This window comes from Acidovorax sp. Root70, assembly GCF_001428225.1.
GTDB lineage: Bacteria > Pseudomonadota > Gammaproteobacteria > Burkholderiales > Burkholderiaceae_C > Acidovorax.
This window is the reverse complement of the sequence record NZ_LMHQ01000007.1, coordinates 73,419-99,789: the sequence shown is the minus strand read 5'-3', so window position 1 is coordinate 99,789 and position 26,371 is coordinate 73,419. Positions and strand designations below refer to the sequence as shown.

Below are 26,371 nucleotides of genomic sequence, written 5' to 3'. Positions count from 1 at the left end.
CGTCAACGCCCGGCGGCTGCAGTGGCCAGTGCAGCCAGGGTTTCGTCCAGGCGCGGCAGCTCGGCCGCCTTCATGCTGGCCTGTGCCTGCTGCAGGATGGAGGCCACGTTCTGCGTGCGGCGCGAAGCGGGGTCGAAATACTTGTTGAGCGCGGCGGTGGCTGCTGCCAAATCGGCGCGGGCCGACTCGAACTGGCGGGCCAGGATGCCCAGGCGCGCATTGAGTAGCTTGAACTTGAGGTTCTCACGCAGGAAGAAGGTCTGCTCGGGGGCCAGCAAGATGGCCTCGGGCTGGTCGATGCGGCTCACGCGCACCAGGCTGCGGGCTTCGTCGCGCACCACCTCCCAACTGCGCTGCAGGGCCGCCTGCCACCAGGCCAGGCCGTCGGTGGGGGCGGGGGCACTGCCAGGCGCTGCGGGGCCGGTGGACAAGCGCTTGGTCGAGGCGGCCTGGGCCACGGCATTGAGCACGGGCAGGTCGTCCACCTGGCGCACCAGGTCGTCCAGGCGGGCCAGCAGGCCAGCGGTGTCCGTCACGGTGGCACGGGTCAGGCGGTCCAGGTCGCGGCCGATGGCACGCTGCACCGGGGCCAAGCGGGGTTGGGCGGAGCGCTCGATGCGCTGGTTGGCGCTCTTGAGCGCGGCCACCAGGGGCTCCAGGCTGCCTGTGAGCTGGGCCTGCTGTTGCGCCAGCCGGATGGCCGATTCAATGTCCACCACCAGGTTTTCGTCGCGCGAGCGCGACAGGCTTTGCATGAGTTCTTCGAGCTGGCTGCGCTGCAAGGCCACCTCGCTCACGCGAGCTTCGGCCACCGACAGGCGAGCGGCCGTGTCGCGCACCTGCTCTTCGGCCTGGCGGGCCATGGTGCGGGCCTCGATGGCCAAGGCCCCTGAGTCGGCCGATTGCCGGGCCAGCTGCTCCTGGATGGCGCTGAGCTTTTGCCACAGCAGGCCGCTGCTGACCAGCGCGGCCACCGCCACGGCACCCACCAGCAAGGTCGTGGCGCCACCTCTGCCAGTGGCGGCAGCGGGCGCGGCAGGAGAGGGGGCGGGGCTCACGGCTGGCGCGCTCACGGCGGCGGCCACAGGGGCTGCTGGGGGTGTGGGCGGTAGATCGTGAGGGGACGCAGAACTCATGCGCCCGATTCTATCGAGGCCACCACGTCTTCTAGCGCTGGACGGCATTCCCTCACCGTCCCAAAGCCCGCTGCACGGGCCGCTTCGGCGATGCGCGGGTGGGTGGCCAGAGCCTGCGCAGCGCCCCAGTGCTGGCCCGGCAGGGTCTGGGCCAGGTGGGCTACCGCCTCGGAGCTGCTCAGCAGCCAGATGGAGCCGTCTTGCGTCGCCTGTTGCGCCAACGCCACCTCGTGCGCCGCAAAGTGGGGCGCGCCACGTTGGTAGGCCACCACAAACTCCACCTGGCCACCCCGTGCCTCGATCTGTTGGGCCAGCCAGTCACGGCCATTGCCCTGGGGGGATTCGTGCGCACCTTGCGGCGTGGCCGAGCGCCCCCGCACGATCAGCACGCAGTCGCCGGGCCGCACCTGGGGGGCCACCTGTTGCCACAGGGCTTCGGAGTCGAACTGCGGGGCATCTGGCGCGGGCCCATCGATGGCGCTGCGCGGAACGCCCACCTGCTCCAGCGCGCGGGCCGTGCCGGGGCCGGGTGCCCATGCTCTTGTTTTTGTAGCTACAAAGGCATGAAAATCCGGCGCATCAGGGCGATTTTGATCAAAAAAGTGCACCACGGCGTTGCCACTGACAAACATCAGGGCGCGGTAGGCACTGGGGTTGGCGCGGGCGGCGTCCAGGGCCCGCAACGCGGCAGCGTCGGTGCAGGGGCCTATCGCAATCAGGGGCAGCGCCACCGCCTGAATGCCGTGGGCGCCCAGCTGCTCCACCCAGTGGGCGGCTTCGCGGTCGGGCCGCGTGACGATCACCCGGGGGGCTGCTGCGGCCATGTCAGGCCGGTGCCACGCCTCGGGCACCGCCTGCGCGCAGGCGCTGGGCAATTGCGTCGCCCAGTGCTTCGGCTTGCGCCAGCGTGGTGACAGGCGCGCTGGCCTGTGCGCGCACCAAGGGGGTCTTGTCTTCGGGCTCGCCCCAGGCGGCGTCCAGCTGCAGCACGTCCTGGGTGAACGTGCCGTGTGCGGCCAGCGGCATCGAGCAGCTGCCGCCCATGGCGCGGCTCACGGCCCGTTCGGCGGCCACGGTGAGCCAGGTGGCTTGGTGGGCCAACGGCGCCAGCGCGTCGATCAGATCCTGCCGGTCACTGCGCACCTCGATGCCCAATGCGCCCTGGCCTGCGGCAGGCAGCATGGCGCTGGGGGCAAACGTGGCGCGGATGCGGGCCTCAAGCCCCAGGCGCTTGAGGCCTGCGGCGGCCAGCACGATGGCGTCGTACTGGCCTTCGTCCAGCTTGCGCAGGCGGGTGTCGAGGTTGCCCCGCAAGGGTTCAATCTTCAGGTCGGGCCGCAGCGCTTGCAGCAGCACCTGCCGGCGCAGGCTCGATGTGCCCACCACGGCGCCCTGCGGCAGGGCGTCCAGGCTCTCGTAGTGGGGCGAGACAAAAGCGTCGCGCGGGTCTTCGCGCTCCATGACGCAGGCCAGGGCAAAGCCCTCGGGCAGCTCCATGGGAACGTCCTTGAGCGAATGCACGGCGATGTGGGCACGGCCTTCTTCGAGTGCCACTTCCAGCTCTTTCACAAACAGGCCCTTGCCGCCGACCTTGCTGAGGGACTTGTCCAGGATCTGGTCGCCCTTGGTGGTCATGCCCAGCAGTTGCACGCTGTGGCCACGGGCTTCGAGCAGTGCTTTCACGTGTTCGGCCTGCCACAGCGCCAGGCGGCTTTCGCGGGTGGCGATGACGATAGTGGGCGTTTGGGAGGGGCTCAAGTTCGTAACCTGTTTGTAATTATTCAGGGGCCCAGGATGCTAGCATGCGCCCGCACTGGGGCTGGTGCGGCCTGCGGCCCTGCGGGCTTTCGGCGCCAGGCCATCCCACCCATCCCGGAGACTCCTGCATGAAACGATCCGACAAGGACCAGCCCCTGATTGACGATATCCGCCTGCTGGGCCGCATTTTGGGCGATGTGATCCGTGAACAGGAGGGCGTGGACGCCTACGAGCTGGTGGAGCAGGTGCGCAAGCTCTCGGTGGCCTTCCGCCGCGACGCCGACCAAGAGGCCGACCGCGCGCTCAAGAAGCTGCTCAAGTCCCTGTCGGGTGACCAGACGGTGAGCGTGATCCGCGCCTTCACCTATTTCAGCCACCTGGCCAACCTGGCCGAAGACCGCCACCACATCCGCCGCCGCGCCGTGCACGAGCGTGCGGGCGACACGCAAGAGGGCAGCATCGAAGTCGCCCTGTCGCGCCTGCGCTGGGCCGGCATCGCGCCCAAGACCATATCGCAGACGCTGGCGGGCAGCTACGTGGCCCCCGTGCTCACCGCCCACCCCACCGAAGTGCAGCGCAAGAGCATTCTGGACGCCGAGCGCGACATCGCCCAGCTGCTGGCCACGCGCGACGACATACAAGTGCGCGCCCAGCTCTACAACAGCGCCAAGGACGCGCTGACCCCGCGCGAACTGGCGGCCAACGAAGCCCTGCTGCGCGCCCGCGTGGCCCAGCTGTGGCAAACGCGCTTGCTGCGCTACAGCAAGCTCACCGTGGCCGATGAGATCGAGAACGCGCTCTCTTATTACGAAGCCACCTTCCTGCGCGAGATCCCCAAGATCTATGCCGACCTGGAGAACGAACTGGGCCAGTACCCCGTGCACAGCTTCTTGCGCATGGGCCAATGGATTGGCGGCGACCGCGACGGCAACCCCAACGTCACCGCACAGACCCTGCAATACGCCCTGGGCCGCCAGGCCGAGGTGGCCCTGCGCCACTACCTGACCGAGGTGCACTACCTGGGGGGCGAGTTGTCGCTGTCGGCGCGCCTGGTGCAGGTGTCGGCCGAGATGGAAGCCCTGGCCCTGCGCTCGCCCGACACCAATGAACACCGGGTGGACGAACCCTACCGCCGCGCGCTCACGGGTATCTATGCGCGCTTGGCTGCCTCGCTGAAGGATCTGACCGGAGGCGAGGCCGCGCGCCACGCCGTGGTGCCCCAAAACGCCTACGCCAGCGCCGAAGAGTTCCTGGCCGACCTGCGCGTGATCGAGGCTTCGCTCCAGTCGCACCATGGCCAGGCCCTGGCCGCCGAGCGCCTGCACCCGCTGATCCGCGCCGTGCAGGTGTTTGGCTTTCACCTGGCGACGGTGGATTTGCGCCAGAGCTCCGACAAACACGAAGAAGTGGTGGCCGAGCTGCTGGCCAAGGCGCGCATCGAACCCAACTACGCCAGCCTGCAAGAAGCCGCCAAGCGCGCCCTGCTTGTCAAGTTGCTGAACGACGCGCGTCCGCTGCGTGTGGTGGGTGCCGAGTATTCCGCCCACGCCCTGGGCGAGCTGGCCATCTTTGAAACCGCCCGCGTGATGCGCGAGCGCTTCGGTCACGAGGCCATCCGCCACTACATCATCAGCCACACCGAAACGGTGAGCGACCTGCTGGAAGTGCTGCTGCTGCAGAAGGAAGTGGGCCTGATGAACGGCACGCTCGATGCCGAATCGAAGAACCACCTCATCGTGGTGCCGCTGTTCGAGACCATCGAAGACCTGCGCAACGCTGCGCCCATCATGCGCGAGTTCTACAGCCTGCCCGGCGTGGCCGCGCTGGTGCAGCGCAGCGGGGGCGAGCAGGACATCATGCTCGGCTACAGCGACAGCAACAAGGACGGCGGCATCTTCACCAGCAACTGGGAGCTGTACCGCGCCGAGATCGCTCTCGTCGAACTCTTCGACGAACTCGCCACCAGCCACGGCATCCAGCTGCGCATGTTCCACGGCCGGGGCGGCACCGTGGGCCGGGGCGGTGGCCCGAGCTACCAGGCCATCCTGGCCCAGCCCCCCGGTACCGTGCGTGGGCAGATCCGCCTGACGGAGCAGGGCGAGGTCATTGCCTCGAAATACGCCAACCCTGAAATCGGCCGGCGCAACCTGGAGACGTTGGTCGCCGCCACGCTCGAAGCCACCCTGCTGCAGCCCACCAAGCCTGCGACCAAGGCCTTCCTGGACGCCGCCGCGCAGCTCTCGCTGGCCAGCATGGGCAGCTACCGTGCGCTGGTGTACGAGACGCCTGGCTTCACCGACTACTTCTTCAACTCCACGCCCATCCGCGAGATCGCAGAACTCAACATCGGCTCGCGCCCTGCTTCGCGCAAGGCCAGCCAGAAGATCGAAGACCTGCGTGCCATTCCCTGGGGCTTCAGCTGGGGCCAATGCCGTCTCACGCTGCCCGGCTGGTTCGGCTTTGGCTCGGCGGTGGAAGCCTTCATCAACACCGAAGGCAAGGACCCCAAGGCCCAACTGGCGCTGCTGCAGAAGATGTACCGCCAGTGGCCGTTCTTCCGCACCCTGCTGTCCAACATGGACATGGTGCTGGCCAAGAGCGACCTGGCCCTGGCCTCGCGCTACAGCGAACTCGTCACCGACGCCCGCCTGCGCAAAAAGGTGTTCACCAGCATCGAGGCCGAGTGGCACCGCACGGCCGATGCGCTCACCCGCATCACGGGCGACAAGCAGCGCCTGACGCACAACACGGCGCTGGCGCGGTCCATCAAGCACCGTTTCCCCTACATCGATCCGCTGCACCACTTGCAGGTCGAGCTGGTGCGCCGCTGGCGCGCAGGGCAGGGCGACGATCGGGTGCAGACCGGGATTCACATCTCCATCAACGGGATTGCGGCGGGGCTGCGCAATACGGGCTGATCGGACCGCAAAGCAGTTCGATCCTTCGCACCCTGACCGCTGCCTGAGCGACGCGCACCCATAACAAAAAGGGCTCCCAATGGGAGCCCCGTTTGTTTGGCCAGTGCGGGAGCGTGTGTCTAAAACACCTCCCATGGCAGCAGCACCCGCAAATGCAAAGTGCCGCCACCATGGGAAGTCCCGCAACTGCGTCAATTACATGGCGCTGAATTCACCCGAAGGGATCTGGCCGGTGCGCACAGCTTCGGCAGCCTGGGCACGCACGGCAGCGCGGTCAGCGGTGGACTTGTAGGTCACCACGCGCGAGCCTGCGGGTTCCATGTTGTGGGTGCGGGCTTCGACAACAGCTTCTGCAGCCACTTCAGCGCGGGTGCGGTTCGTGTCGAACTTCAGGGCAAATTGCGAGCCATCGGCTTCATCAGCATGGGCGCCAAAGGCTGCGAAAGCGGCAACAGCGGCGACGGAGAGGAAACGAGCGGTCTTGTTCATGATGAAAATCCTTAAAAGCTAAAAAAGCGTCTCAAAAAAGCCGGGTCAAAAACCATTCCTGAACCGGGTTCGGTGAGTCGCCTTGCGGGTTCGGCTCATCGATGGGATGAACTGTACGCCGATGGTGTTCAGGGAAAAACCACACAGTCGCAAACTAACTGTTCCAGTATTGAGAACAATAGATGAGTCGACCTGGGTCACGACAGAGCGCCTTGATGTGGGGCTGACACGGTACTGGGCGGGGACGAGAACTGATCGCCCGGCGGCGTGGCGACGCGTTCCTCAGGCCGCGTTGGCGGCCTTGCTGCGTCGTCTCTCAATCCCCCAGCAACTCGCCCACCGCCTTGAGATCCTCCACCCGGTCGCACACGGCCTTCACGGCCATCATCACCGGGATGCCCAGCAGCAGTCCCCACAGGCCCCACAGCCAGCCCCATGCCAACACGCTGACGAACACGGCCACGGGGCTCATGCTGCTGGTGCGGCTGGTGAGCCATGGCGTGAGCAGGTTGCCGACCAGGGTGTGGATGACCAGCGACGCGCCACCGATGGCCATGGCCATGTCCAGCGTGCCGAACTGCAGGAACGCCACCAGGACCGATGCGCCCGTGACCAGCGCCGAGCCGATGTAGGGTGCGAGGTTCAGCACGGCGGCCACCACGCCCCACACGGCTGCGTTCTCCAGGCCCAAGGCCCAATAGGCCACGCCAGTGGCCAGGCCGACCAGCACGCTGGTGAACACCTGCAGCAGCAGATAACGCTGTATCTGCTGCGTGATGTCCTGCAGCACGTGGATGGTGACCTTGCGCCGCTCCAGGCTGGTGCCTGCAATGCGCAGCAGCTTGTCGCGAAACAGGTTGCCTGAGGCGAGGGCAAAGTAGGTCAGAAACACCACCACCATCAGCTGCCCCAGGGCCGACATCAGGCCCATGGTGCCGCTCCACAGGTAGTCGCGGATGTTGAAAGGTGGGCGCTCCACGATCACCCGCTGCACGCCCCGGCGGGGCGCTGTGCTGGCGGCGCTGTTTTCGTTGGCGGCCTGCTCGATCTGAGTGGCCGCCTTCTGCACGGTGTCCAGCGGGCTGCTGCCGCCCGCGCGCGCCTTGAGGTTGTCACGCACCTTTTTGGCGGCGACGGGCACCGAGTCCACCAGTTGCGCGGCCCCGTCACTGAGCGACCAGGCCGTGCTGGCCAGCGCGGCAACGATGGCCACCAGCAATACTCCCGCCCCCAGCGCCCGCGGCACATGCCACCGGGCCATCATCTCCACGGCAGGCCGCAGCGCAATGGTCAGCAGCAGGCTCAGCATGATCGGGATGAAAACTGCACTGGCCCAGTGCAGCAGCGCGACGCTGGCGAACAATGCCAATAGGGCGAGCGAGAGGTTGCGCACGTCCACGGGCATGTGGAGCATGAGGGGGGCCGCCATGGCCGGTTGGTGCGGCGCTGCGATGGGGGCGGTCGCCGTATCCACGTCGATCAATGGGGGCATGGCAGCGGCTCCGTCGGCACGTGGCGTGCCCGTCGCTTCTTGCGCAGCCGTGCTGCTCAACGATTCATCGGAGGCTTGGGGAGCGTCGCCAGCCGTTGCCGATGGAGGCTGGGGTGTGTGGATGTCGGCAGAGGGCGCGGTCATGGGCGGATTGTGCGGCAGCCCAGTGGCTGGCTTTGTAGGTGGCCATCCCATCGCCGGCGGCGTTGGCAAAGTGCGACGGAAAACGGGCTTTGTTCCCGCGATGGTGCTTTGCCGAGGCCATTAGGATGATGCGATGCAATTGGACGGCATCACAACATGACAAGGGGCGTGTGCGCATGAATCCTCAACACTCCCTCCGTGGGCGCATGTTCGCGACGGCAGCACTGGCGGTGTTGCTGGGCGGATGCTCGTCGCTGGATGTCCCGCGAGCCGACAACTATCCGGCCACCGACCAGAAGAAAGCGCGCGCCGTGCACCACTGGGATGTGCTGGCCGACGACGTAGCGGGCCGCATTGCCGGCAAGATCAGTGCCTGGCCAGCCGGCGAGTACCCCATCTATCTCGCTCCGAGCCCCGGCGACACCAGCTTCAACAACGGCTTTCGCAAGCTGCTGATCACGCGCCTGCTGGATCGCGGGGTGGTGCTGTCCACGCAACCCACGGCGGTCACTCTCGCTTTTGAAACCCAGGTAGTCCAGCACAATGCCCGTGTGCACAGCCTGGGGCCGATGCCTTGGACGCGTCTGGCACTGGGCGTGGGCGTGGCGCGGGACTGGTATCTGTTTCACCAGGGCGTCGGGTCCATGCTGGCGGGGGTTGCCACTCTTGGCGCTGTGACGGACCTCACGCAATACGCCATCGACGGATCTGCCGCAGGCGGGCCGACGCGCACAGAGGTGCTCATCACAACCTCCCTCGAAAGCGGCGACCGCTATCTGGCGAGCACAGCAGACGTTTACTACGTCGAACCCGATGATTCGCCGTTGTACAAGACGCAGCTGCCACCACCTCCGTCACCACCGCCTCCTCCACCCACCCCGGTCAAAACCTGGCGGGTGGTTGCACCATGATGCGCCGTTTCCAACCCGGCAAGCTCAGGTCTGTGTGGTGCCTGGGCATGATCGCGATGTCGGCCCTGGCATTGCAGGGCTGCTCAACCAATCCAGTCCACAGCTACTACTACGGTGATCGTGCGGGCGGCATATCGCGCACCGACCTGATCGAGGTGAACGAACGGGCGACGGATGCCCTGCTGCTCAGCGCGCCGTTGGATGCGAGCCAGCCGTTGCTGGTGGCCACCTTGGTGAATGTGGACCGGCTCAATGAATCGTCGCGGCTGGGGCGCATCTTTTCGGAACAGATCGCGGGGCGCATGGTGCAGCGCGGGCTGCGCGTGACGGAGGTGAAGCTGCGTGACAACCTGGTGCTGCATCGCGAGCAGGGCGAGTTGCTGCTCTCGCGTGAGGTGCGGGAGGTCAGCCAGGCCCAGAACGCGCAGGCCGTGGTGGTGGGCACGTACGCGGTGTCGGCCTCGGTGGTGTACATCAGCCTCAAGCTGGTGAACCCGGTGGGCAACCAGGTGATTGCGGCACACAACTACGCGGTGCCTGCGGACGAGAATGTACGGACCTTGCTGGCCGGGCGTTGATGGGACCCGGTTCGGTGTTCTGCCTTGCATCCCATTCCATCGGCAGACAGCAGAAAGCGGAAAGCAAAAAGACCCCGATGGGGTCTTTTTTGTTCGCTATCTAATTGATAGCTATCTCGGCAATACGCACTAGCGCATTGAGCGCTTTTTGGCTCAAAAGATCACGCCAAGGCATCAATGCAGCATCAGCGCGCCGGCGGTCTTGCTCTTGCCTGCGCGGGCGGGTGGGTTGCACAGGCCGCAGGTGAAATGGCGGTTTTCGTACAGCTCGGTCACGAACTGGCCGCTGCACTGGCTGCACTTGGTGCGGGTCAGCATGCCGGCGTCCACAAATTTCACCAGGCGCCAGGCGCGGGTGAAGGACAGCAGGGGCTCGATTTCGGCTGTGGCGACTTGTTCGTTGTACAGGCGGTAGGCCTTGGTCAGCAGCTCCACCGAGTCCAGGTCCACACCCTTGGACAGGTATTCGTAGATGTTCAAAAACAGCGAGCTGTGGATGTTCTCTTGCCAGGTCAGAAACCAGTCGGTGGAGAAGGGCAACTGGCCTTTGGAGGGCGACTTGCCAGCGATCTCCTTGTACAGGCGGATCAGGCGTTCATACGACAGCGTGGTCTCGGACTCCAGCACCTGCATGCGGGCGCCCATCTGGATCAGCATGGCTGCGCGTTCGATCTGCTTGGATTCGTTCAGAACGCTTTTGACGGGGGCTTTGGCGGCAGTGGTCGTGGAGGACATGGCGGGCTTTCGGTGAAAACTGGAACGAGGCGGCAGACGAATGCTTCAGAGCACTTCCGACACGCGGCTGGCCATCAGGATGTTGGCGTGCAGGGTGTTGGTGGCGTCGTTGCCCACCTTCTTGGCCGAGTGGTTGGTCAGCAAGCTCCACACCAGGTTGTCGTCCACGCGGAAGCTGCAAAGTAGCGTGTTGCGGGAGGCCAGTTTCATCACTTGCGCTGCCGACAGCGAAGCGAGAATATCGGCAGACTCTTCGTTCATGCCCAGACGGAAAACCGCTTCGGCCTTGTCCTGGCGGATCAGGGTTTGGGCCAGCATCAGGTAGGTGAGGTTGGCTTCGCGGATTTCAGCGAGGATTTGTTCGTTGGTCATGGCGGCTTCCTTTTTTCCAGTACCGGGTCTTGCGTTGCCTGCTGACTGCAGGTTTTGCGTGATCCGTTGAAATGGATTGTGAAACCGCCCCAATCAGAAATTAAGTCGGGGTTTGGCTGTGCCGCGCGTCTGGTTTTGCGGTGGGCTGTGTAGGAATTTGCCCTACACGCAGATCAGGCGTTGGCTGGCTTTTCAGGGGGCCGCGTCTGCTGCATTGGCAGGCACTGGCCCCTGAATTCTGCTCATGGTTTTGATAGCGCCTGCAAAACCATCTTTTTTGCGCTTTTGCAACTCGCGGCGTCCGTTACGCCCCGCGGTCAGCGCTGTTCAACCCTTTTCGACCGGGCGCGCGGGGTCTGAACACCATTCGCTCCAGCTGCCTGCAAACAGGGCGGTGTGCCCCAGCCCCGCAATCTCCATGGCCAGCAGATTGGGCACGGCACTCACGCCGCTGCCGCACTGGTGGACCACGGTCGCGGGGTCACGACCCGCCAGCAAGGCGTCGAACTCTGCGCGCAGCACGGTGGCAGGCTTGAAACGACCGTCGGCGCCGATGTTCTCGGCAAAGGGGCGGTTGAGCGCGCCGGGAATGTGGCCGGCCACCGGGTCCAGCGGCTCCACCTCCCCCCGGTAGCGGGCACCTGCGCGGGCGTCGATCACGGTCTGGTCTGCGGGGCGCTGCAGGCGGGCCAGCACATCACCGGCCGTGGCCAGCTGGCGCAAGGGTTCGTTCAGTGCAAAGTGGGACTGGAAGTGCGAGGGTTCTTCGCCGCTGTGGACCGCACCGCCGGCGGCCTGCCAGGCCTGCAGCCCACCGTCGAGCACGGTCACCGCGTCGTGGCCCGCCCACTTGAGCATCCACCACAGGCGGCCGCAGTAGTTGGCGCCTTGGCGGTCGTACACCACGGCCTGCATGTTGTTGGCAAAACCCACGCTGGACAGCCACATGGCAAAACGCTCGCGGCTGGGCAGCGGGTGGCGGCCGCCCGATGCGGGTTGATCGGCCTCTTGGGCCGTCAAGGTGCCGGCGGCTCCGGGCGCGCCATGTTTGGCGCTCAGGTCGTTGTCGAGGTTGGCGTACACCGCACCGGGGATGTGGGCCTGCGCGTATTGCTGCGCGCCGGCCGTCGGTTGCATGAGTTCGAAGCTGCAGTCGAACACCATCAGCGGTGCACCGCTGGCGATGAGGGCTTGCAGGTCGGGGGCGGAGATGAGCGTGGTGTAGGTGGTCATCGGCAGATCAGGTGCAAAGCAACTGGCAGGACGGAGAGGCCCCCATTGTGGCTATCCCGATGGCGTATGTCCTGGCCAGTGCGCATGGGTTTTTGTATCGGTCAGTGTTCTTCGGCGGGGGCCCCCGGCGCAGCCCGCGCGCGCAGGATGGTGGCCACAATGCCGCTGCCCACGATGAGGGCCATGCCGATCCAGCCGATGGGTGGAATCTTGTCGCCAAACAGGGCCACGCTGTAGATGCCGGCAAACACGATGCCTGAATACTGCAGGTTGGCCACCACCAGCGTGCCGCGCTGGGTCTTGGCGCTGGCGTAGGCGCGCGTCATGCACAGCTGGCCGCCAGCCGCCAGCACTCCAATGGGCAACAGCCATAGCGCTTGCCAGCCCGGCCAGTCTGACATGCCGGTGAACAGCATGGCCACGCCACCCGCCACTGCGGAGCCCACTGCAAAGTAGAAGACGGTGCGCGACTCGGGCTCACCCAGGCGCGACAGCGCTACCACCTGCATGTAGGCAAAGGCGGCCGACAGGCCGGACATGAGTCCGATCATCCCGGCGAAGGCCTGGTTTTGGTCCAGGCTGGGGCGCAGCATCAGCACTACGCCCACAAACCCGGCGAGCACGGTGAGCACCAGCGGCCCCTGCAGGGCCGGCCGGGGCGTGGCCGCGGAGGGCCGCCAGGCCAGCAGCGTGCCGCCCACCAGAAAGGCGGCAATCCACACACTGCTCATGTAGTTGAGGGTCATGGCGGTGGCCAGCGGCAGGTGTGCAATGGCATAAAACCAGGCGCCCAGCGACGCCACCCCCACCAGGCTGCGCCATGCGTGCATGCCTGGGTATTGCGTAGCCAGCGTCACCTTCTGCGAGCGTGCCAGCAGCCACAGGATGAACATGCCGATCAGTCCCCGGTAGCACACCAACTCGGCCGAATTGAAAAAGTCCGAGGCGATCTTGACGCACACCCCCATGCTGGCAAACAGGAACGCGGCCAACACCATCCAAAGGGCTTGCATCGGGTTGTGATCTTTATGGTTTGCACCAGCGGTGCAGAAATGAAAATAGCTGCCAGCGCTTATTTTTTAAGCACTGGCAGCTATTGTAATGAGAGCAGGCCATGGTGGGCCTGCAGATTGGCGGGGTTTTGCCGCCGTATTCAGCGTTTTGCTGCGGCAGGGTCGAGGGTGCCGCTGCCCATGGTCTGCCGGTACCACTCGTGGAAGTGCTGCATGCCGTCTTCCATGGGGCTCTGGTAGGGCCCCACCTCGTTGTCGCCGCGTGCCAGCAGGGCCTTGCGGCCGGCGTCCATGCGCTCGCCGATTTCATCGTCCTCGATGCAGGTCTCCATGTAGGCGGCCTTCTGTGCTTCGACGAACTCGCGCTCGAACGCGGCGATTTCTTCGGGGTAGAAGAACTCCACCATGTTCAGCGTCTTGGTCGGGCTGATGGGGTGCAGCGTGGACACCGTGAGCACATGCGGGTACCACTCGATCATGATGTGCGGGTACAGCGTGAGCCAGATGGCGCCATGCTTGGGCGGCTTGCCCTCGCGGTAGGCCAGCAGGGCTTCGTGCCAGCGCTCGTACACGGGGCTGCCCGCCTTGCCCAGGCGGTTGGCCACGCCTACGGTCTGCACGGAGTAGTTCGTTCCGAACTCCCAGCGCAGGTCGTCGCAGGTGACGAAGCTGCCCAGGCCTGGGTGGAAGGGGCCGACGTGGTAGTCCTCCAGATAGACCTCGATGAAGGTCTTCCAGTTGTAGTTGCACTCGTGCAGCTCCACGTGGTCGAGCACGTAGCCGTCAAAGTCCAGGTCGGCGCGCGGGCCCATCTGGGCCAGGTCGGCGGCCACGTCGTAGCCGTTGTCTTCAAACAGCAGGCCGTTCCACTCGCGCAGCTTGTAGTTGTTCAGGTTCAGGCACGGGTCGTGCGCGAAATGGGGGGCACCCAGCAGTTCACCCTTGGGGCTGTATGTCCAGCGGTGCAGCGGGCACACGATGTTGCCGCCCGCGCTGCCCTTTTGCTGGGTGTTCAGCGAACCTTTGCCCTTGAGCATGACCGCCTGCCGGTGGCGGCACACGTTGGACACCAGCTCGATGGCTCCCTCGGCGTTGCGCACCAAGGCGCGGCCCTCGCCCTCCTGGGGCAGTGCGTAAAAGTCGCCCGCGTTGGGCACAGCCAATTGATGCCCCACATAACGGGGCCCGCGCTGGAAGATGGTCTCCAGCTCGCGCTGGAACAGCGCATCGTCAAAGTAGCTCGAAACTGGTAGTTGGCTTGCGGCCTGCTGCAGTTGAAGACTTAAATCAGACATGGGTGACCTGACCTAAAGACTCCCCACAGAGAGAGTGCGGGAGGTGCGCCCGGGAAGACGCATCGGGAAAAAGAAAACCGGCTAGGGTGGTAGCCGGCTCGACGGGAATGGGATTATAGGCGGTGGGGTTATTCCCGCACCCCCGCTACGTGAATACAAAACACTGGTTCCATCAAAAATAGAGGCCCCCCACGGATCGGCCCCTGTCTGACACGGGGGCCACAGCGCTGCGCCTAAAATCATCGGTTTTTCATCCGCGCACTGCCGCCCCCTCCATGCCCAAGGCCCCTGCAACACCCGCTCTTCCCGCCGAACCTGCCAGCTACGAGGCAGCCCTGGAGGAGCTGGAGCAACTTGTGGCCCGCATCGAATCGGGCCAGCTGCCGCTGGACCAGATGCTGGCAGGCTACCAGCGCGGCGCCACCTTGTTGGCGTTTTGCCGCCACCGGCTCGATGCCGTGCAGGACCAGATCAAGGTGCTGGACGACGGCCAGCTGCAACCATGGAACCAGGAATGAGCGCGTTGCCAATGACCCCATCGACGGTGGCGAGTCAGCCCCTGGATACGAATCTCTGGAGTCAGAACCACCTGGCCCGCGTGGAGCAGGCCCTGTCCCGGTGGGTGGGCGATGGCGCCCCGGCGGGGCTGGGCGACGCCATGCGCTATGCCGTGCTGGATGGCGGCAAGCGCCTGCGGCCCCTGCTGGTGTTGGCTGCGTACGAGGCGGCACGCAGCGGCCCCTCGGATTCCGCTGCACCTGAGGGCGCGGCGGTGCATGCAGCCCTGGACGAAGCTGCCCTGCGGGCCGCGTGCGCGGTGGAGCTGATCCACGCCTATTCGCTGGTCCACGACGACATGCCCTGCATGGACAACGACGTGCTGCGCCGTGGCAAGCCCACCGTGCATGTGCAGTTTGGCGAAGCCCAGGCCCTGCTGGCGGGTGATGCCCTGCAGGCCTTCGCATTTGAACTGCTGACCCCCGACAACACCCTGATCCCCGCCGCCACGCAGGCGGCCCTGTGCCGACTGCTGGCGCGGGCTGCGGGCTCGGCCGGCATGGCGGGCGGGCAGGCCATTGACCTCGCCAGTGTGGGCGTGGCGCTGACCGAGGCGCAGCTGCGCCAGATGCACCGCCTCAAGACCGGCGCGCTGCTCCAAGGCAGCGTGCTCATGGGGGCCCTGTGTGGCCACGCAGCGCCCACGGCCTACCAGGCACTGTCCGACTACGGCGCTGCCATGGGGCTGGCGTTCCAGGTGGTGGACGACATTCTGGATGTGGTGGCCGACTCTGCCACCCTGGGGAAAACGGCGGGCAAGGATGCTGCTGCAGACAAACCCACCTACGTGTCGTTGCTCGGTCTGGAGCGTGCGCAGGCTTACGCGCAGGAGCTGCTGGCCGAGGCGCATGCGGCCCTGGGTCGCAGTGATTTACCGGACACCCGTGCGCTGGCAGCCCTGGCGGACATGGTCGTGCGCCGCTCGCACTGAGCACCGTCCTGGTCCCTGGCGACTCAATCAATGTCCAAATGCCTGCTAGTGCTTGAATCTATTGCGCTGGTAGCTATCAAAAGAATAGTCAATGTCCACGACACCCTTTCCCCTGCTGCAGACCATCAATGACCCGGCGGACCTGCGTCGGCTCTCGCGCGCGGACCTCAAGGTGCTGGCGACCGAGCTGCGTGAGTTCGTGCTGCAGAGCGTCTCCCAGACCGGCGGCCACCTCAGCTCCAACCTGGGCACGGTAGAGCTGACCTTGGCCCTGCACCATGTCTTCAACACCCCGGAAGACCGCCTGGTATGGGATGTGGGTCACCAGACCTACCCGCACAAGATCCTGACCGGTCGCCGCGACCGCATGCACACCTTGCGCCAGCTGGGCGGCATCTCGGGCTTTCCGCAGCGCGCCGAGAGCATCTACGACACCTTTGGCACGGCGCATTCCAGCACCAGCATCTCGGCCGCGCTGGGCATGGCGCTGGCTGCCAAGCGCAAGGGCGACAACCGCCACGCGGTGGCCATCATCGGCGACGGCGCGATGAGCGCTGGCATGGCGTTCGAGGCACTCAACAACGCGGGCGTGGCCGACTGCAACCTGCTGGTGGTGCTCAACGACAACGACATGAGCATCAGCCCGCCCGTGGGCGCGCTCAACCGCTATCTCGCCCAGCTGATGAGCGGGCAGTTCTATGCGGCCGCCAAGAACGTGGGCAAAACCGTGCTGCGCCCCGTACCGCCCCTGCTCGAATTGGCCAAGCGTTTCGAGCAGCAGGCCAAGGGCATGGTGGTGCCCGCCACGCTGTTCGAGAAGTTCGGCTTCAACTACATCGGCCCCATCGACGGGCACGACCTCGACTCGCTGATCCCCACGCTGGAGAACATCAAGAGCTTGAAGGGCCCGCAGTTCCTGCACGTGGTCACCAAGAAGGGCCAGGGCTACAAGCTGGCCGAGGCCGACCCTGTGGCCTACCACGGCCCCGGCAAGTTCGACCCCAGCGTGGGCCTGACCAAGCCGGCCACGCCCCCCAAGCTGACCTTCACCCAGGTGTTCGGCCAGTGGCTGTGCGACATGGCGGCGCAGGACACGCGCCTGGTGGGCATCACCCCGGCCATGCGCGAGGGCTCGGGCATGGTGGAGTTTGAAAAGCGCTTTCCCGACCGCTACTACGACGTGGGCATTGCCGAGCAGCACGCTGTCACGTTCGCGGCCGGCATGGCCTGCGAGGGTGTGAAGCCCGTGGTGGCCATCTACTCCACCTTCTTGCAGCGCGGCTACGACCAGTTGATCCACGACGTGGCCTTGCAAAACCTGCCCGTGGTGTTTGCCCTGGACCGTGCTGGCCTGGTGGGCGCTGACGGTGCCACGCACGCAGGCGCCTACGACATTCCGTTCGTGCGCTGCATTCCCAACATGAGCATGGCCTGCCCCGCTGACGAGCGCGAATGCCGCCAGCTGCTCAGCAGCGCGTTTGAACAGGACCACCCCGTGGCCGTGCGCTACCCGCGCGGCAGCGGCGCGGGCGTGGCGCCGCTCGCAGCGCTCGATGGCCTGCCCTTCGGCAAAGGCGAGATTCGCCGTGAGCGCAAGGGCGAGCCGGACGGCAAGGCGCCCCGCATTGCCATCCTGGCCTTTGGCACCTTGCTGTATCCCGCGCTGGAAGTGGGCGAGGCGATCGATGCCACCGTGGTCAACATGCGCTGGGCCAAGCCCATCGACGAGGCCTTGCTGCGCGAGGTGGCCGAGCGCCACGACGCCCTCGTCACGGTGGAAGAGGGCGCCATCATGGGCGGGGCGGGCAGTGCAGTGACCGAGGCGCTCAACGCCATGGGCCTCGTGCGCCCCGTGCTGCAGCTCGGCCTGACCGATGTGTTTATCGAGCACGGTGACCCGGCCAAGTTGCTGGCGCAGCAAGGGCTCGATGCGACCGGTATCCGCGCATCGATTGCCGCGCGGTTTTTGTCCAGCAGCGCGGACTGAGTCCACAGGGCAGCAGGCGCAGCATCTCGCCTGTCTGGTTCGCTCCGCCGGGGCGGCTCCGCACCACTGTCGCGCAGATGCTTGCAGAACCCTGAAGGTCGGCAATGGCAGGGGATTTTCGCGGGAAAACCCGCAAAAGTCCGCCGGGTCATGTTCCTACAATGGTCGCGGCTGAAACATGTCCTTGGCCGGCCGTGCACAACGCGTGCGGGCCAAGTTTTGCAATCAATATATCGGAGAGAACCTCATGGATCGTCGTTCAATCATCAAGCACGCCGGCATTGCCGGTGTGCTGGCTGCAGGCGCTGCGCCCGCCGTCCACGCCCAGGCTGCCATTCGTTGGCGTCTGGCCTCCAGCTTCCCCAAGTCGCTGGACACCATCTATGGCGGCGCTGATGTGTTCTCCAAGGCCGTCAAGGCCATGTCGGGCGGCAAGTTTGAAATCTCCGTGCACGCTGGTGGCGAGCTGATGCCTCCCTTCGGCGTGGTGGACGGCGTGCAACAAGGCACCGTGGAAATGGCACACACGGTGCCTTACTATTTCTACGGCAAGAACCCCGCTTTTGCGCTGGGCTCGGCAGTGCCCTTTGGCTTCAATGCCCGCCAGATGAATGCCTGGATGCTGCATGGCAACGGCCGCAAGCTCATGAACGAGTTCTACGGCGGCTACAACATGATCAGCTTCGCAGGTGGTAACACCGGCACGCAGATGGGTGGCTGGTATCGCAAGGAAATCAAGTCGCCTGCCGACTTCAAGGGCATGAAGATGCGCCTGGGTGGCGGCCTGATCGGTGAAGTGATGCAGAAGCTGGGCGCTGTGCCCCAGAGCATCCCTGGCGGCGAAATCTACCAGGCCCTCGAAAAGGGCACGCTGGACGCCGCCGAATGGGTGGGTCCGTACGACGACCAGAAGCTGGGCTTCAACAAGGTCGCTCCGTTCTACTACTACCCCGGCTGGTGGGAAGGCGGTCCTGAAGTGGACTTCTTCGTCAACCAGAAGGCGTTTGACGGCCTGTCGGCTGAGAACAAGGCCATCATCGAAGCAGCCACCAACGTGGCCCACGTGGACATGCTGGCCAAGTACGACGCACTGAACCCCACGGCCCTGAAGCAACTCGTGGCTGCCAAGACCAAGGTGCTGCCTTTCTCGCAAGCCGTGATGGACGCTTCGTTCAAGGCTTCGATGGAAGTGTTCGCCGAGAACGACGCCAAGAGCCCCGAGTGGAAGAAGATCTACGCCGACATGCGTGCGTTCCAGCGCGACCAAATTCTGTGGTTCCGCTTTGCTGAAGCCCGCTACGACACCTTCATGTCCGCCCAGAAGATCTGATTGCCTGGCTGCGGCGCAAGCCGCAGGGCATACCGATCAGAAAACCCGCCTGGTTCGCCTGGCGGGTTTTTTTGCGTCTGGTGGTATGGGGCTGGGTGCTCGGTCCCGAGGTGCTTCGGGGCAGAAGACGCTGCGGGGCCGCACGGCGATGTTCGGTCGGCTGGGGCTCAAGGTGTTGCCTCTGTTGCTGTGATCGGCGCGTCCGCACGATCATCCATCGGGGCGAGGTCCGACGTGGCGCCATGAGTGGTTGAGGCCATCGTTTCCCGCTGTCTGCCGTGATGTCTGGCGCCGTTGGTGGACTCTTGCCCGTGGGTTAAGCGGTGTGCAGAGCGCCCCACCTCAGTGCGCGGCGGCCTGCGTACTGTGGGATCAGGTCGATCACGATGGTTGGGTTCCTCAGGTTTGCAGGGCGGCGCAGAGCCGCCTGTTAGCAGCTTTAGCAGCTCTGCACTCGGGCACGCGCTGCGCGAGACAAGCCCATGAAAGAAGCCCCGGCAGACGATATCTGCCGGGGCTTCTTTTGCGTCACGGGCTGGTCAACAGCCCTGTGGGTTTATCCAATCACTTTTTCTCGTTGGCCATCGAGTCCTGCAGGGCCTTGAGCGGGTCGTCTGCGGCGGGCGCTGCTGCGTCCCCGGGGGCCGAGCTGGCGCCTTCCATGCCTGCGGTGGGGTCGGTGGCCTCTGGGGCTCCGGCTGCGTCGGGCATGGTGGCTTCCATCTCCATGCGGACCTTGTCCAGGTCATAGACCTGTTCCTTGTCCAGACCGCTGGAGACGATGCCGGGGAAGACGATGATCAGGCCCACCATCATCAGCTGGATGATTAGGAAGGGGATGGCCCCCCAGTAGATCTGGGGCGTGGTCACGGGCGCGATCATCTTCTTGGTGATCTTGTCCATGTACTCCTTCGCGGGGGCCACGCTGCGCAGGTAGAACAGCGCAAAGCCGAACGGAGGGTGCATGAACGAGGTCTGCATGTTCACGGCCAGCAGCACGCCGAACCAGATCAGGTCAATGCCCAGCTTGTTGGCCACGGGGGCCAGCAGAGGCACGACGATGAAAGACAGTTCGAAGAAGTCCAGGAAGAACGCCAGGAAGAACACCATGATGTTCACGACGATCAGGAAGCCCAGCTGGCCACCCGGCAGGCCGGTCAGTAGGTGCTCCACCCACAGCGGGCCGTCCACGCCTTGGAAGGTCAGGCCGAACATGGTGGCGCCCACCAGGATGAACACCACAAAGCACGACAGTTTGGTGGTGGTGGTCACGGCCTGCTTGAGCAGCGACATGCTCAACCGGCCACGGATGATGGCCATGATGCCCGCGCCCAAAGCGCCCATGGCGCCGCCTTCGGTGGGGGTTGCGACGCCCAGGAAAATGGTGCCCAGCACCAGGAAGATCAGCAGCAGTGGGGGAATCAGCACGAACGTCACGCGTTCCGCAGCCTTGGACAGCAGGCCCAGGCGGGTGATCTTGTTGATGCTGGCGACCACGAAGGCCAGGGCCACACCAAAGCACATGGCCACCACAATGGTTTCGTCGAGGGCCACGCGCTCCACCGTCTCGCCCGACCACCAAGTGTGCAGGGCGGGCATGTTCTTGGCCACATAGACCGAGGCTGCCACGCAAATGCCGGTCAGCACCAGCAAGGAGGTCACACCGCTCTTGCCGTTCTCGTCGCGCAGCGTGCGGGCTTCGGGGGGGATGGCGGGCACCCATTGGGGCTTGAAGATCGCCAGCAGAATGACGTAGCCTGCATAGAAACCGGTGAGCATCAGGCCGGGCACGAAGGCGCCCTTGTACATATCGCCCACGCTGCGGCCCATCTGGTCGGCAATGATGATGAGCACCAGCGATGGGGGAATGATCTGCGCCAGCGTGCCGGAGGCCGCAATCACGCCCGCAGCCAGTCGGCGGTCATAGCCATAACGCAGCATGATGGGCAGCGAGATCAGGCCCATCGAGATCACCGACGCGGCGACCACGCCGGTGGTGGCTGCCAGCAGCGCGCCCACAAAGATCACGGCCAGCGCCAGGCCGCCACGGATAGGGCCGAACAGCTGACCGATGGTGTCCAGCAGGTCTTCCGCCATCCCGCTTCGCTCCAATATGAGCCCCATGAGCGTGAAGAATGGAATGGCCAGCAGGGTGTCGTTCTGCATGATGCCGAAGATGCGCAGCGGCACGGCTTGCAGCAGGGCCTCGGGCAATACGCCCAGTTCGATGCCGATGAAGGCGAAGAAAAGCCCGCAGGCGCCCAGGCTGAAGGCGACCGGGAAGCCCACCAGCAAGAAGCAGATGAGCCCCGCGAACATGATGGGGGCGAGATTGTGGGTGAGAAATTCCATGGTGTGTGCTCCGCTCAGACGGCCTCGGTCTTGTTCTTGCCGTTGCCCTTGGCGGCTTCGGCCAGGTTGCGGATGGATTCAGCCAGTTCTTCCTCGGCCGTCTTTTCGACTTTCTTGACCGTGGGGTCTTCGATCAGGCCTTGCAGGAAGCCCAGACGCTTGATGAGTTCGGAGATGCCTTGCAGCCACAGCAGCGCGAAGCCCAGCGGCATCATCAGGTACACAGGCCAGCGGATCAGGCCGCCGGCGTTGTTGGACATTTCACCCGAGGCCAGGGCACGCGTGAAGAAGGGAAGGCCGTACCAGAGCACCGCCAGGCACATCGGCGTCAGGAAGACGATGTAGCCAAACACGTCGATCCAGATCTGCGTGCGCTTGGAAAAGCGGCTGGAGATCACATCGACCTTGACGTGCTCGCCCTGCAGCAGCGTGTAGCCAGCGGCCAGCAGAAACGATGCGGCAAACAGGTACCACTGCACTTCCAGGAACGCGTTGGAGCTGATGTTCAACGCCTTGCGCACCACGGCGTTCACGCCGCTGATGACGGTGGAGGCCAGGATCAGCCAGACCACGTACTTGCCGACCTGGGTGTTGAGCCAGTCGATCCCTCTTGATAGCTTCAATAGAGCCTGCATGGTGTCTCCAATAAAAAGGCTGTGTGTGCGAGATGCCTGGCCCCCGCGCGGGTAGGCGCTTGGGCTGGGCATACTTTGACGACGGCGCGATTCTACGGAGCACTGTAGGCGGAGTCTGACAGCTGCGTGACGGTGTTATCCCTCAGCAAATGCTCATTCTTCAGCTATCAAAAGTGGAGCAATTAGGGTTTCTTCCTAGGCGTAGAAGTGCGTTTTTTCCGCGCGAATTGCCACCAGGGCAGCACGGTGCTCATGGCCAGCACCTCGCCGCAGTGCCAGGCCGTGTAGCCTGGCAGTGTGGCCATGTGGGCCAGCCACTCGGGCGTCTGCAGCAGGGTGCGCAGTGCCAATGTGGCAGGCTGGTCCAGGCTGTCTTTCAGGCACGCCAGGTGGTAGCGCTCGTGCACCAGGGGCACAAAGTCCAGCCCGCGCGCGCGCGCCGCCAGCTCGATGCCCATGCCCACGTCGGCCGCCCCTGCGGCCACGGCCTGGGCGATGGCGGTGTGGGAGGGTTCATTGAGGGCGTAGCCCACGATGCTCTCTGGGTCCATGCCGGCCTGGGCCAGCAGGTCGTCCAGCAGCACCCGTGTGCCCGAGCCCAGCGGGCGGTTGATGAAGCGGGCGCCCGTGCGGGCGACATCGGCCAGGCTGTGCAGGCCCAGTGGGTTGCCGGGCGCCACCATGAGCCCCTGCGTGCGCTGTGCAAAGCCGATGATCTTGTGCAGCCCGGGCTGCAGCAGCGGTTGGTAGGTGCGCGCCGTGAGTGACTGCGCGGCCGCGTCGGCCACGGTGTGAAAGCCCGCCAGGGTGCAACGTCCCTCGTTCAGCGCACGGATCGCGTCCACGCTGCCCGTAAAGCGGATGTCGAGGTGCAGCGCGCCCGCATCCGTCTGCGTGGCGGCATGGGCACGCAGTGCCGCCAGCGCATCGTCATGGCTGGCGTAGAGGGTGAGCACGTGGGCGTTGGGGTCGAAGGCCACGGCGAACGCGCGCTCCAGGTCGGCGTGCAACGCGGCAATCTGCGGCGCCAGGCGCGCCTGGGCCTGGCGCTCGGCCCACAGCAGCTTGCTGCCGAACTCGCTCAGTTGTGCCGACTGGCCTTTGCCCCAGATGATCAATTCGCCGCCCAGCTGATCTTCCCAGCGCTTGAGGGCACCCCAGACATGGCGGTAGGACAGGTCCAGCGCGCGCGCGGCGCCCGAGATGGAGCCGCGTTCTGCCACGGCCTGCAGCAGCTCGGGCAGCGGGTTGCGGATGAGTGCATTGCCCGCGTCGCGGCTGAGTGTGTAGTGAAGTTGGACCCTATGCACGGGAGTTCATATCGCTGGATATTGGATGGGTGCCTACGATAGCCCAAACCGATCCCCTGGCGCATGTCTACCCTTACTGAAAGCGCGAGCACAGCGCTTGAACTCACCCTCTCGTCCGACCCCGTCCTCTGGACCATCGTGGGCCGCTCCTTGTCTGTCAGCGCCACCGCCTGTGTGATGGCTTGTGGGGTGGGTCTGGTGCTGGGCGCGTGGCTGGGCGTCGCCCGCTTCGCAGGCCGTGGCGCCGTGCTGGCCGTGCTCAACACCTTGCTGGCCGTGCCTTCGGTGGTGGTGGGGCTGGTGGTGTACCTGGTGCTGTCGCGCAGCGGGCCGCTGGGCTATCTGGGCTGGCTGTTCAGCTTCAAGGCCATGGTGCTGGCGCAGGCTATCTTGGTGCTGCCGGTGGTCACCGCGCTCACGCGCCAGACGGTGGAAGACGCCGAGCGCGCGCATGGCGAGCAGTTGCGCTCCATGGGCGCGGGCCCGCTGCTGCGCAGCCTGCTGCTGGCCTGGGACGAGCGCTATGCGCTGCTCACCGTGCTGCTGGCATCGTTTGGCCGCGCAATCTCCGAGGTGGGCGCGGTGATGATCGTGGGCGGCAACATCGATGGCTTCACGCGGGTGATGACCACCGCCATCGCGCTGGAGACCAGCAAGGGCGACCTGCCGCTGGCGCTGGCGCTGGGCATGATCCTGCTGGCCGTGGTGCTGGCGCTCAATGTGCTGATTGCGTTGCTGAGGCGCTGGCGCGAGCGGGTGGATGGCTCGGCCTCCAGCACGCCGGTGGGAGTGGCCGCATGAGCGGGCCTGTGCCAACCCCCTGGGTGGATCTGCGCCAGGTGACCGTGCGCTACGGCCGCGTGCAGGCGCTGGACCAGGTCACGCTGCGCATCGCGCCCGGCGAGCGCGTGGCGCTGGTGGGCGCCAACGGCAGTGGCAAGAGCACCCTGCTGCGTGTTCTGCATGGCCTGGCCGATACGCATGGGGGCGGCCTGCAATGCGATGCATCGCTGCGCCAGGCCATGCTGTTCCAGCGCCCGCACATGCTGCGCACCAGCGCCCAGAACAACGTGGCGCTGGCCCTGTGGCTGCGTGGCACCCGCTGGCGCGATGCGCGCCCCCTGGCCCTGACGGCCTTGCAGCGGGTGGGCCTGCAGGGCATCGCTGCGCAGAACGCGCGCACCCTGTCGGGCGGCCAGCAGCAGCGGGTGGCGCTGGCCCGCGCGTGGGCCCTGCGGCCCGACGTGCTGCTGCTGGATGAGCCCACCGCCAGCCTCGACCCCCACGCCAAGCGCGAGGTCGAGGCCCTGATGGCCGACTTTGCGGCCAGCCATGGTGCTGCCGGTCCGGCGCACCCCGTGACCATGGTGTTCAGCAGCCACAACCTGGGGCAGGTCAAGCGCCTGGCCAGCCGCGTGATCTACATGGAGCACGGCCGCCTGGTGGCGGACTTGCCAGTGCACGATTTTTTCAACGGCCCCTTGCCGGAGGCCGCCCGTTTGTTTGTCAAAGGAGAGCTGGTATGACGAGTTTTAGGTCTTTTCGCGCAGTAGCGCTAGTGTCCAAAGCGGTGGCAGCTATCGTTTTGGTAGCGTCTGGTTCTGCATTCGCGCAGAGCATCACCATGGCTTCCACCACCTCCACCGAGCAGTCGGGCCTGTTTGGCTACCTGCTGCCCGAGTTCAAGAAGTCCAGCGGCCTCGACATCAAGGTGGTGGCGCTGGGCACCGGCCAGGCGCTCGACATGGCACGCCGGGGTGACGCCGACGTGCTGTTTGTGCACGACCAGGTGGCCGAAGAAAAGTTTGTGGCCGATGGCTGGGGCGTGAAGCGCTACCCCGTGATGTACAACGACTTCATCCTCATCGGCCCCAAGAACGACCCGGCCGGCACCAAAGGCAAGGACATCGTGCAGGCGCTGCAGAAGCTGGCCGCCACCAACGGCAACTTCATCTCGCGCGGCGACAAGAGCGGCACCCACGCGGCCGAGCTGCGCTACTGGAAGCTGGCCGGTGCCGAGGCCGCCAAGGGCAGCGGCTACAAGGAATGCGGCTGCGGCATGGGGCCCGCGCTGAACATCGCAGCTTCGAGCGGCGCCTACGTGCTGGCCGACCGTGGCACCTGGCTCAATTTCAAGAACCGCGCGGACCTGGCCATTCTGGTCGAGGGCGACACCAAGCTCTTCAACCAGTACGGCGTGATGGTCGTGAACCCCGCCAAGCACCCGCATGTGAAGGTGCAGGACGCGCAGAAGTTTGTGGACTGGGTGGTGTCGCCCGTTGGCCAGCAAGCCATTGCGGGCTACAAGATCGGCGGCGAGCAGCTGTTCTTCCCCAACGCCACGCAGTGAGCGGTCTCCATGGCAACACGTTCACAGGCGGCACTCGCCGCTGCAGCCGCTGGTCTGACCTGGGCCCTGGCCGGTTGTTCCGCCGGCCCTGCCAAGGTGCCCATGGTTGATGCGGCCCCTGTGCAGGTGTATGCCGCTGGCAGCCTGCGCGAGGCGTTCATCGAGATCGCGCGCGACCACGAGGCCCGCACGGGCCAGAAGGTAGCGCTGACCTTCGGCGCCTCGGGCCTGCTGCGCGAGCGCATCGAAAAGGGCGAGCCTGCACAGGTCTTTGCCTCCGCCGATACGGACCACCCGCAGCGCCTGGCCGCCCGGGGTGGCTGGCAGGCGCCCGTGGTGTTCACGCGCAATGCGCTGTGTGCGCTGACCAGCGAGCAGATCAGTGCCACCCCAGACACCCTGCTGGCCACGTTGCTGCGCAGCGATGTGCGCGTGGGCACGTCCACGCCCAAGGCCGACCCGTCGGGCGACTACGCCTGGGCGCTGTTCCGCCAGGCCGACAAGGTTCAGCCCGGTGCCTACGCCCAGCTGGACGCCAAGGCCCTGAAGCTCACGGGCGGTGCGGATTCGCCCAAGCCGCCTGCGGGCCGGGGCACCTACGCCTGGGTGATGGACCAGCGCCAGGCCGATGTGTTTCTGACCTACTGTACCAACGCCGTGGCCGCCCAGGCCGAGGTACCGCGCTTGCGCGTGGTGCAACTGCCTGCCGCATTGCAGGTGGGCGCTGCCTATGGGCTGACCGTGCGTGCCGACGCGCCTGCTGCGGCGGAGGCGTTTGCCAGTGCGCTGCGCCAACCGGCCGCCCAGGTGGTGTTGCGACGGTTGGGGTTTGGGCAGCCCTGAA

General features: G+C 65.5%; 24 protein-coding genes. 11 read left to right on the top strand and 13 right to left on the bottom strand.

Annotated elements, in window-relative coordinates:
* Window positions 1-2 precede the first annotated feature (2 nt).
* From ASD94_RS05185 to hemC, 3 genes are read right to left on the bottom strand one after another with little or no spacing between them, the layout of a single operon-like run.
* Window positions 3-1,136, bottom strand: coding sequence for a uroporphyrinogen-III C-methyltransferase (locus tag ASD94_RS05185; protein WP_199226300.1), 1,134 nt, complete (start codon window positions 1,134-1,136; stop codon window positions 3-5).
* The gene (locus ASD94_RS05180) at window positions 1,133-1,960 is read right to left on the bottom strand and encodes a uroporphyrinogen-III synthase (RefSeq protein ID WP_056639708.1); all 828 of its coding nucleotides are present in this window, start codon (window positions 1,958-1,960) and stop codon (window positions 1,133-1,135) included. The genes ASD94_RS05185 and ASD94_RS05180 overlap by 4 nt, the downstream gene beginning before the upstream one ends.
* A 1-nt stretch (window position 1,961) precedes the next feature.
* Window positions 1,962-2,894: a hydroxymethylbilane synthase gene (hemC, locus tag ASD94_RS05175; protein WP_056639504.1), complete on the bottom strand. Its 933-nt coding sequence runs from the start codon at window positions 2,892-2,894 to the stop codon at window positions 1,962-1,964.
* 128 nt (window positions 2,895-3,022) lie between these two features.
* Between hemC and ppc the strand changes: the two genes are divergently transcribed.
* Complete coding sequence (ppc, locus tag ASD94_RS05170) at window positions 3,023-5,812, top strand: phosphoenolpyruvate carboxylase (RefSeq protein ID WP_056639502.1); 2,790 nt, start codon at window positions 3,023-3,025, stop codon at window positions 5,810-5,812.
* A 195-nt stretch (window positions 5,813-6,007) separates the two neighbouring features.
* Here ppc and ASD94_RS05165 read toward each other — a convergent pair whose 3' ends face one another.
* Together ASD94_RS05165 and ASD94_RS05160 are read right to left on the bottom strand one after the other, a co-directional pair.
* Window positions 6,008-6,301: a hypothetical protein gene (locus ASD94_RS05165; RefSeq protein WP_056639501.1), complete on the bottom strand. Its 294-nt coding sequence runs from the start codon at window positions 6,299-6,301 to the stop codon at window positions 6,008-6,010.
* A gap of 316 nt (window positions 6,302-6,617) precedes the next feature.
* Window positions 6,618-7,937 carry an AI-2E family transporter gene (locus ASD94_RS05160; RefSeq protein WP_056639500.1) on the bottom strand — a complete coding sequence of 440 codons (1,320 nt, stop codon included), beginning with the start codon at window positions 7,935-7,937 and terminating at the stop codon, window positions 6,618-6,620.
* 176 nt (window positions 7,938-8,113) lie between these two features.
* Between ASD94_RS05160 and ASD94_RS05155 the strand changes: the two genes are divergently transcribed.
* Window positions 8,114-8,848: a hypothetical protein gene (locus ASD94_RS05155; protein WP_056639498.1), complete on the top strand. Its 735-nt coding sequence runs from the start codon at window positions 8,114-8,116 to the stop codon at window positions 8,846-8,848.
* Window positions 8,845-9,426 carry a FlgO family outer membrane protein gene (locus ASD94_RS05150; protein ID WP_056639496.1) on the top strand — a complete coding sequence of 194 codons (582 nt, stop codon included), beginning with the start codon at window positions 8,845-8,847 and terminating at the stop codon, window positions 9,424-9,426. Before ASD94_RS05155 ends, ASD94_RS05150 begins: the two co-directional genes overlap by 4 nt.
* A 174-nt stretch (window positions 9,427-9,600) precedes the next feature.
* On the opposite strand, the gene flhC is transcribed toward ASD94_RS05150, so the two are convergent.
* The 5 genes from flhC to ASD94_RS05125 all read right to left on the bottom strand — a co-directional run bounded on the left by flhC (window position 9,601) and on the right by ASD94_RS05125 (window position 14,074).
* On the bottom strand, window positions 9,601-10,161 hold the full coding sequence (gene flhC, locus ASD94_RS05145) for a flagellar transcriptional regulator FlhC (RefSeq protein WP_056639495.1): 561 nt from the start codon (window positions 10,159-10,161) through the stop codon (window positions 9,601-9,603).
* A gap of 45 nt (window positions 10,162-10,206) precedes the next feature.
* The gene (flhD, locus tag ASD94_RS05140; protein WP_015015270.1) at window positions 10,207-10,533 is read right to left on the bottom strand and encodes a flagellar transcriptional regulator FlhD; all 327 of its coding nucleotides are present in this window, start codon (window positions 10,531-10,533) and stop codon (window positions 10,207-10,209) included.
* 327 nt (window positions 10,534-10,860) lie between these two features.
* Window positions 10,861-11,766, bottom strand: a complete 906-nt coding sequence (locus ASD94_RS05135) for a sulfurtransferase (protein WP_056639494.1) — start codon at window positions 11,764-11,766, stop codon at window positions 10,861-10,863.
* Between the two features lie 101 nt (window positions 11,767-11,867).
* Window positions 11,868-12,779 carry a DMT family transporter gene (locus ASD94_RS05130; RefSeq protein ID WP_056639492.1) on the bottom strand — a complete coding sequence of 304 codons (912 nt, stop codon included), beginning with the start codon at window positions 12,777-12,779 and terminating at the stop codon, window positions 11,868-11,870.
* Between the two features lie 140 nt (window positions 12,780-12,919).
* Window positions 12,920-14,074 (bottom strand): aromatic ring-hydroxylating dioxygenase subunit alpha, encoded by a 1,155-nt coding sequence (locus ASD94_RS05125; RefSeq protein ID WP_056639488.1) that lies wholly within the window; start codon window positions 14,072-14,074, stop codon window positions 12,920-12,922.
* 275 nt (window positions 14,075-14,349) lie between these two features.
* Here ASD94_RS05125 and xseB point away from each other — a divergent pair, with 275 nt between their 5' ends.
* The 4 genes from xseB to ASD94_RS05105 all read left to right on the top strand — a co-directional run bounded on the left by xseB (window position 14,350) and on the right by ASD94_RS05105 (window position 18,880).
* The gene (xseB, locus tag ASD94_RS05120) at window positions 14,350-14,592 is read left to right on the top strand and encodes an exodeoxyribonuclease VII small subunit (protein ID WP_056639486.1); all 243 of its coding nucleotides are present in this window, start codon (window positions 14,350-14,352) and stop codon (window positions 14,590-14,592) included.
* Window positions 14,589-15,563 (top strand): polyprenyl synthetase family protein, encoded by a 975-nt coding sequence (locus ASD94_RS05115; RefSeq protein ID WP_056639484.1) that lies wholly within the window; start codon window positions 14,589-14,591, stop codon window positions 15,561-15,563. The genes xseB and ASD94_RS05115 overlap by 4 nt, the downstream gene beginning before the upstream one ends.
* A 91-nt stretch (window positions 15,564-15,654) precedes the next feature.
* Window positions 15,655-17,550, top strand: coding sequence for a 1-deoxy-D-xylulose-5-phosphate synthase (gene dxs, locus ASD94_RS05110; RefSeq protein ID WP_056639481.1), 1,896 nt, complete (start codon window positions 15,655-15,657; stop codon window positions 17,548-17,550).
* A 247-nt stretch (window positions 17,551-17,797) separates the two neighbouring features.
* Complete coding sequence (locus ASD94_RS05105; protein WP_056639479.1) at window positions 17,798-18,880, top strand: TRAP transporter substrate-binding protein; 1,083 nt, start codon at window positions 17,798-17,800, stop codon at window positions 18,878-18,880.
* Window positions 18,881-19,444: 564 nt separating this feature from the next.
* Here the strand turns inward: ASD94_RS05105 and ASD94_RS05100 are convergent.
* The 3 genes from ASD94_RS05100 to ASD94_RS05090 all read right to left on the bottom strand — a co-directional run bounded on the left by ASD94_RS05100 (window position 19,445) and on the right by ASD94_RS05090 (window position 23,177).
* Entirely contained in the window at window positions 19,445-21,232 is a 1,788-nt protein-coding gene (locus ASD94_RS05100; RefSeq protein ID WP_056639477.1) for a TRAP transporter large permease subunit, read from the bottom strand.
* Window positions 21,233-21,246: 14 nt separating this feature from the next.
* Window positions 21,247-21,867, bottom strand: a complete 621-nt coding sequence (locus tag ASD94_RS05095) for a TRAP transporter small permease subunit (RefSeq protein ID WP_056639475.1) — start codon at window positions 21,865-21,867, stop codon at window positions 21,247-21,249.
* Between the two features lie 182 nt (window positions 21,868-22,049).
* On the bottom strand, window positions 22,050-23,177 hold the full coding sequence (locus tag ASD94_RS05090; protein ID WP_056639473.1) for a substrate-binding domain-containing protein: 1,128 nt from the start codon (window positions 23,175-23,177) through the stop codon (window positions 22,050-22,052).
* Between the two features lie 63 nt (window positions 23,178-23,240).
* On the opposite strand from ASD94_RS05090, the gene ASD94_RS05085 reads away from it, so the two are divergent.
* The 4 genes from ASD94_RS05085 to ASD94_RS05070 are packed head-to-tail and all read left to right on the top strand — an operon-like array spanning window position 23,241 to window position 26,370.
* On the top strand, window positions 23,241-23,978 hold the full coding sequence (locus ASD94_RS05085) for an ABC transporter permease (protein ID WP_056639471.1): 738 nt from the start codon (window positions 23,241-23,243) through the stop codon (window positions 23,976-23,978).
* An 8-nt stretch (window positions 23,979-23,986) separates the two neighbouring features.
* Window positions 23,987-24,703: a phosphate ABC transporter ATP-binding protein gene (locus ASD94_RS05080; RefSeq protein ID WP_369818030.1), complete on the top strand. Its 717-nt coding sequence runs from the start codon at window positions 23,987-23,989 to the stop codon at window positions 24,701-24,703.
* A complete protein-coding gene (locus ASD94_RS05075; protein WP_056639467.1) occupies window positions 24,700-25,527 on the top strand; it encodes a substrate-binding domain-containing protein in 828 nt (275 codons plus the stop codon). The genes ASD94_RS05080 and ASD94_RS05075 overlap by 4 nt, the downstream gene beginning before the upstream one ends.
* 9 nt (window positions 25,528-25,536) lie before the next feature.
* Window positions 25,537-26,370, top strand: a complete 834-nt coding sequence (locus ASD94_RS05070; protein WP_056639464.1) for a molybdate ABC transporter substrate-binding protein — start codon at window positions 25,537-25,539, stop codon at window positions 26,368-26,370.
* Window position 26,371 lies beyond the last annotated feature (1 nt).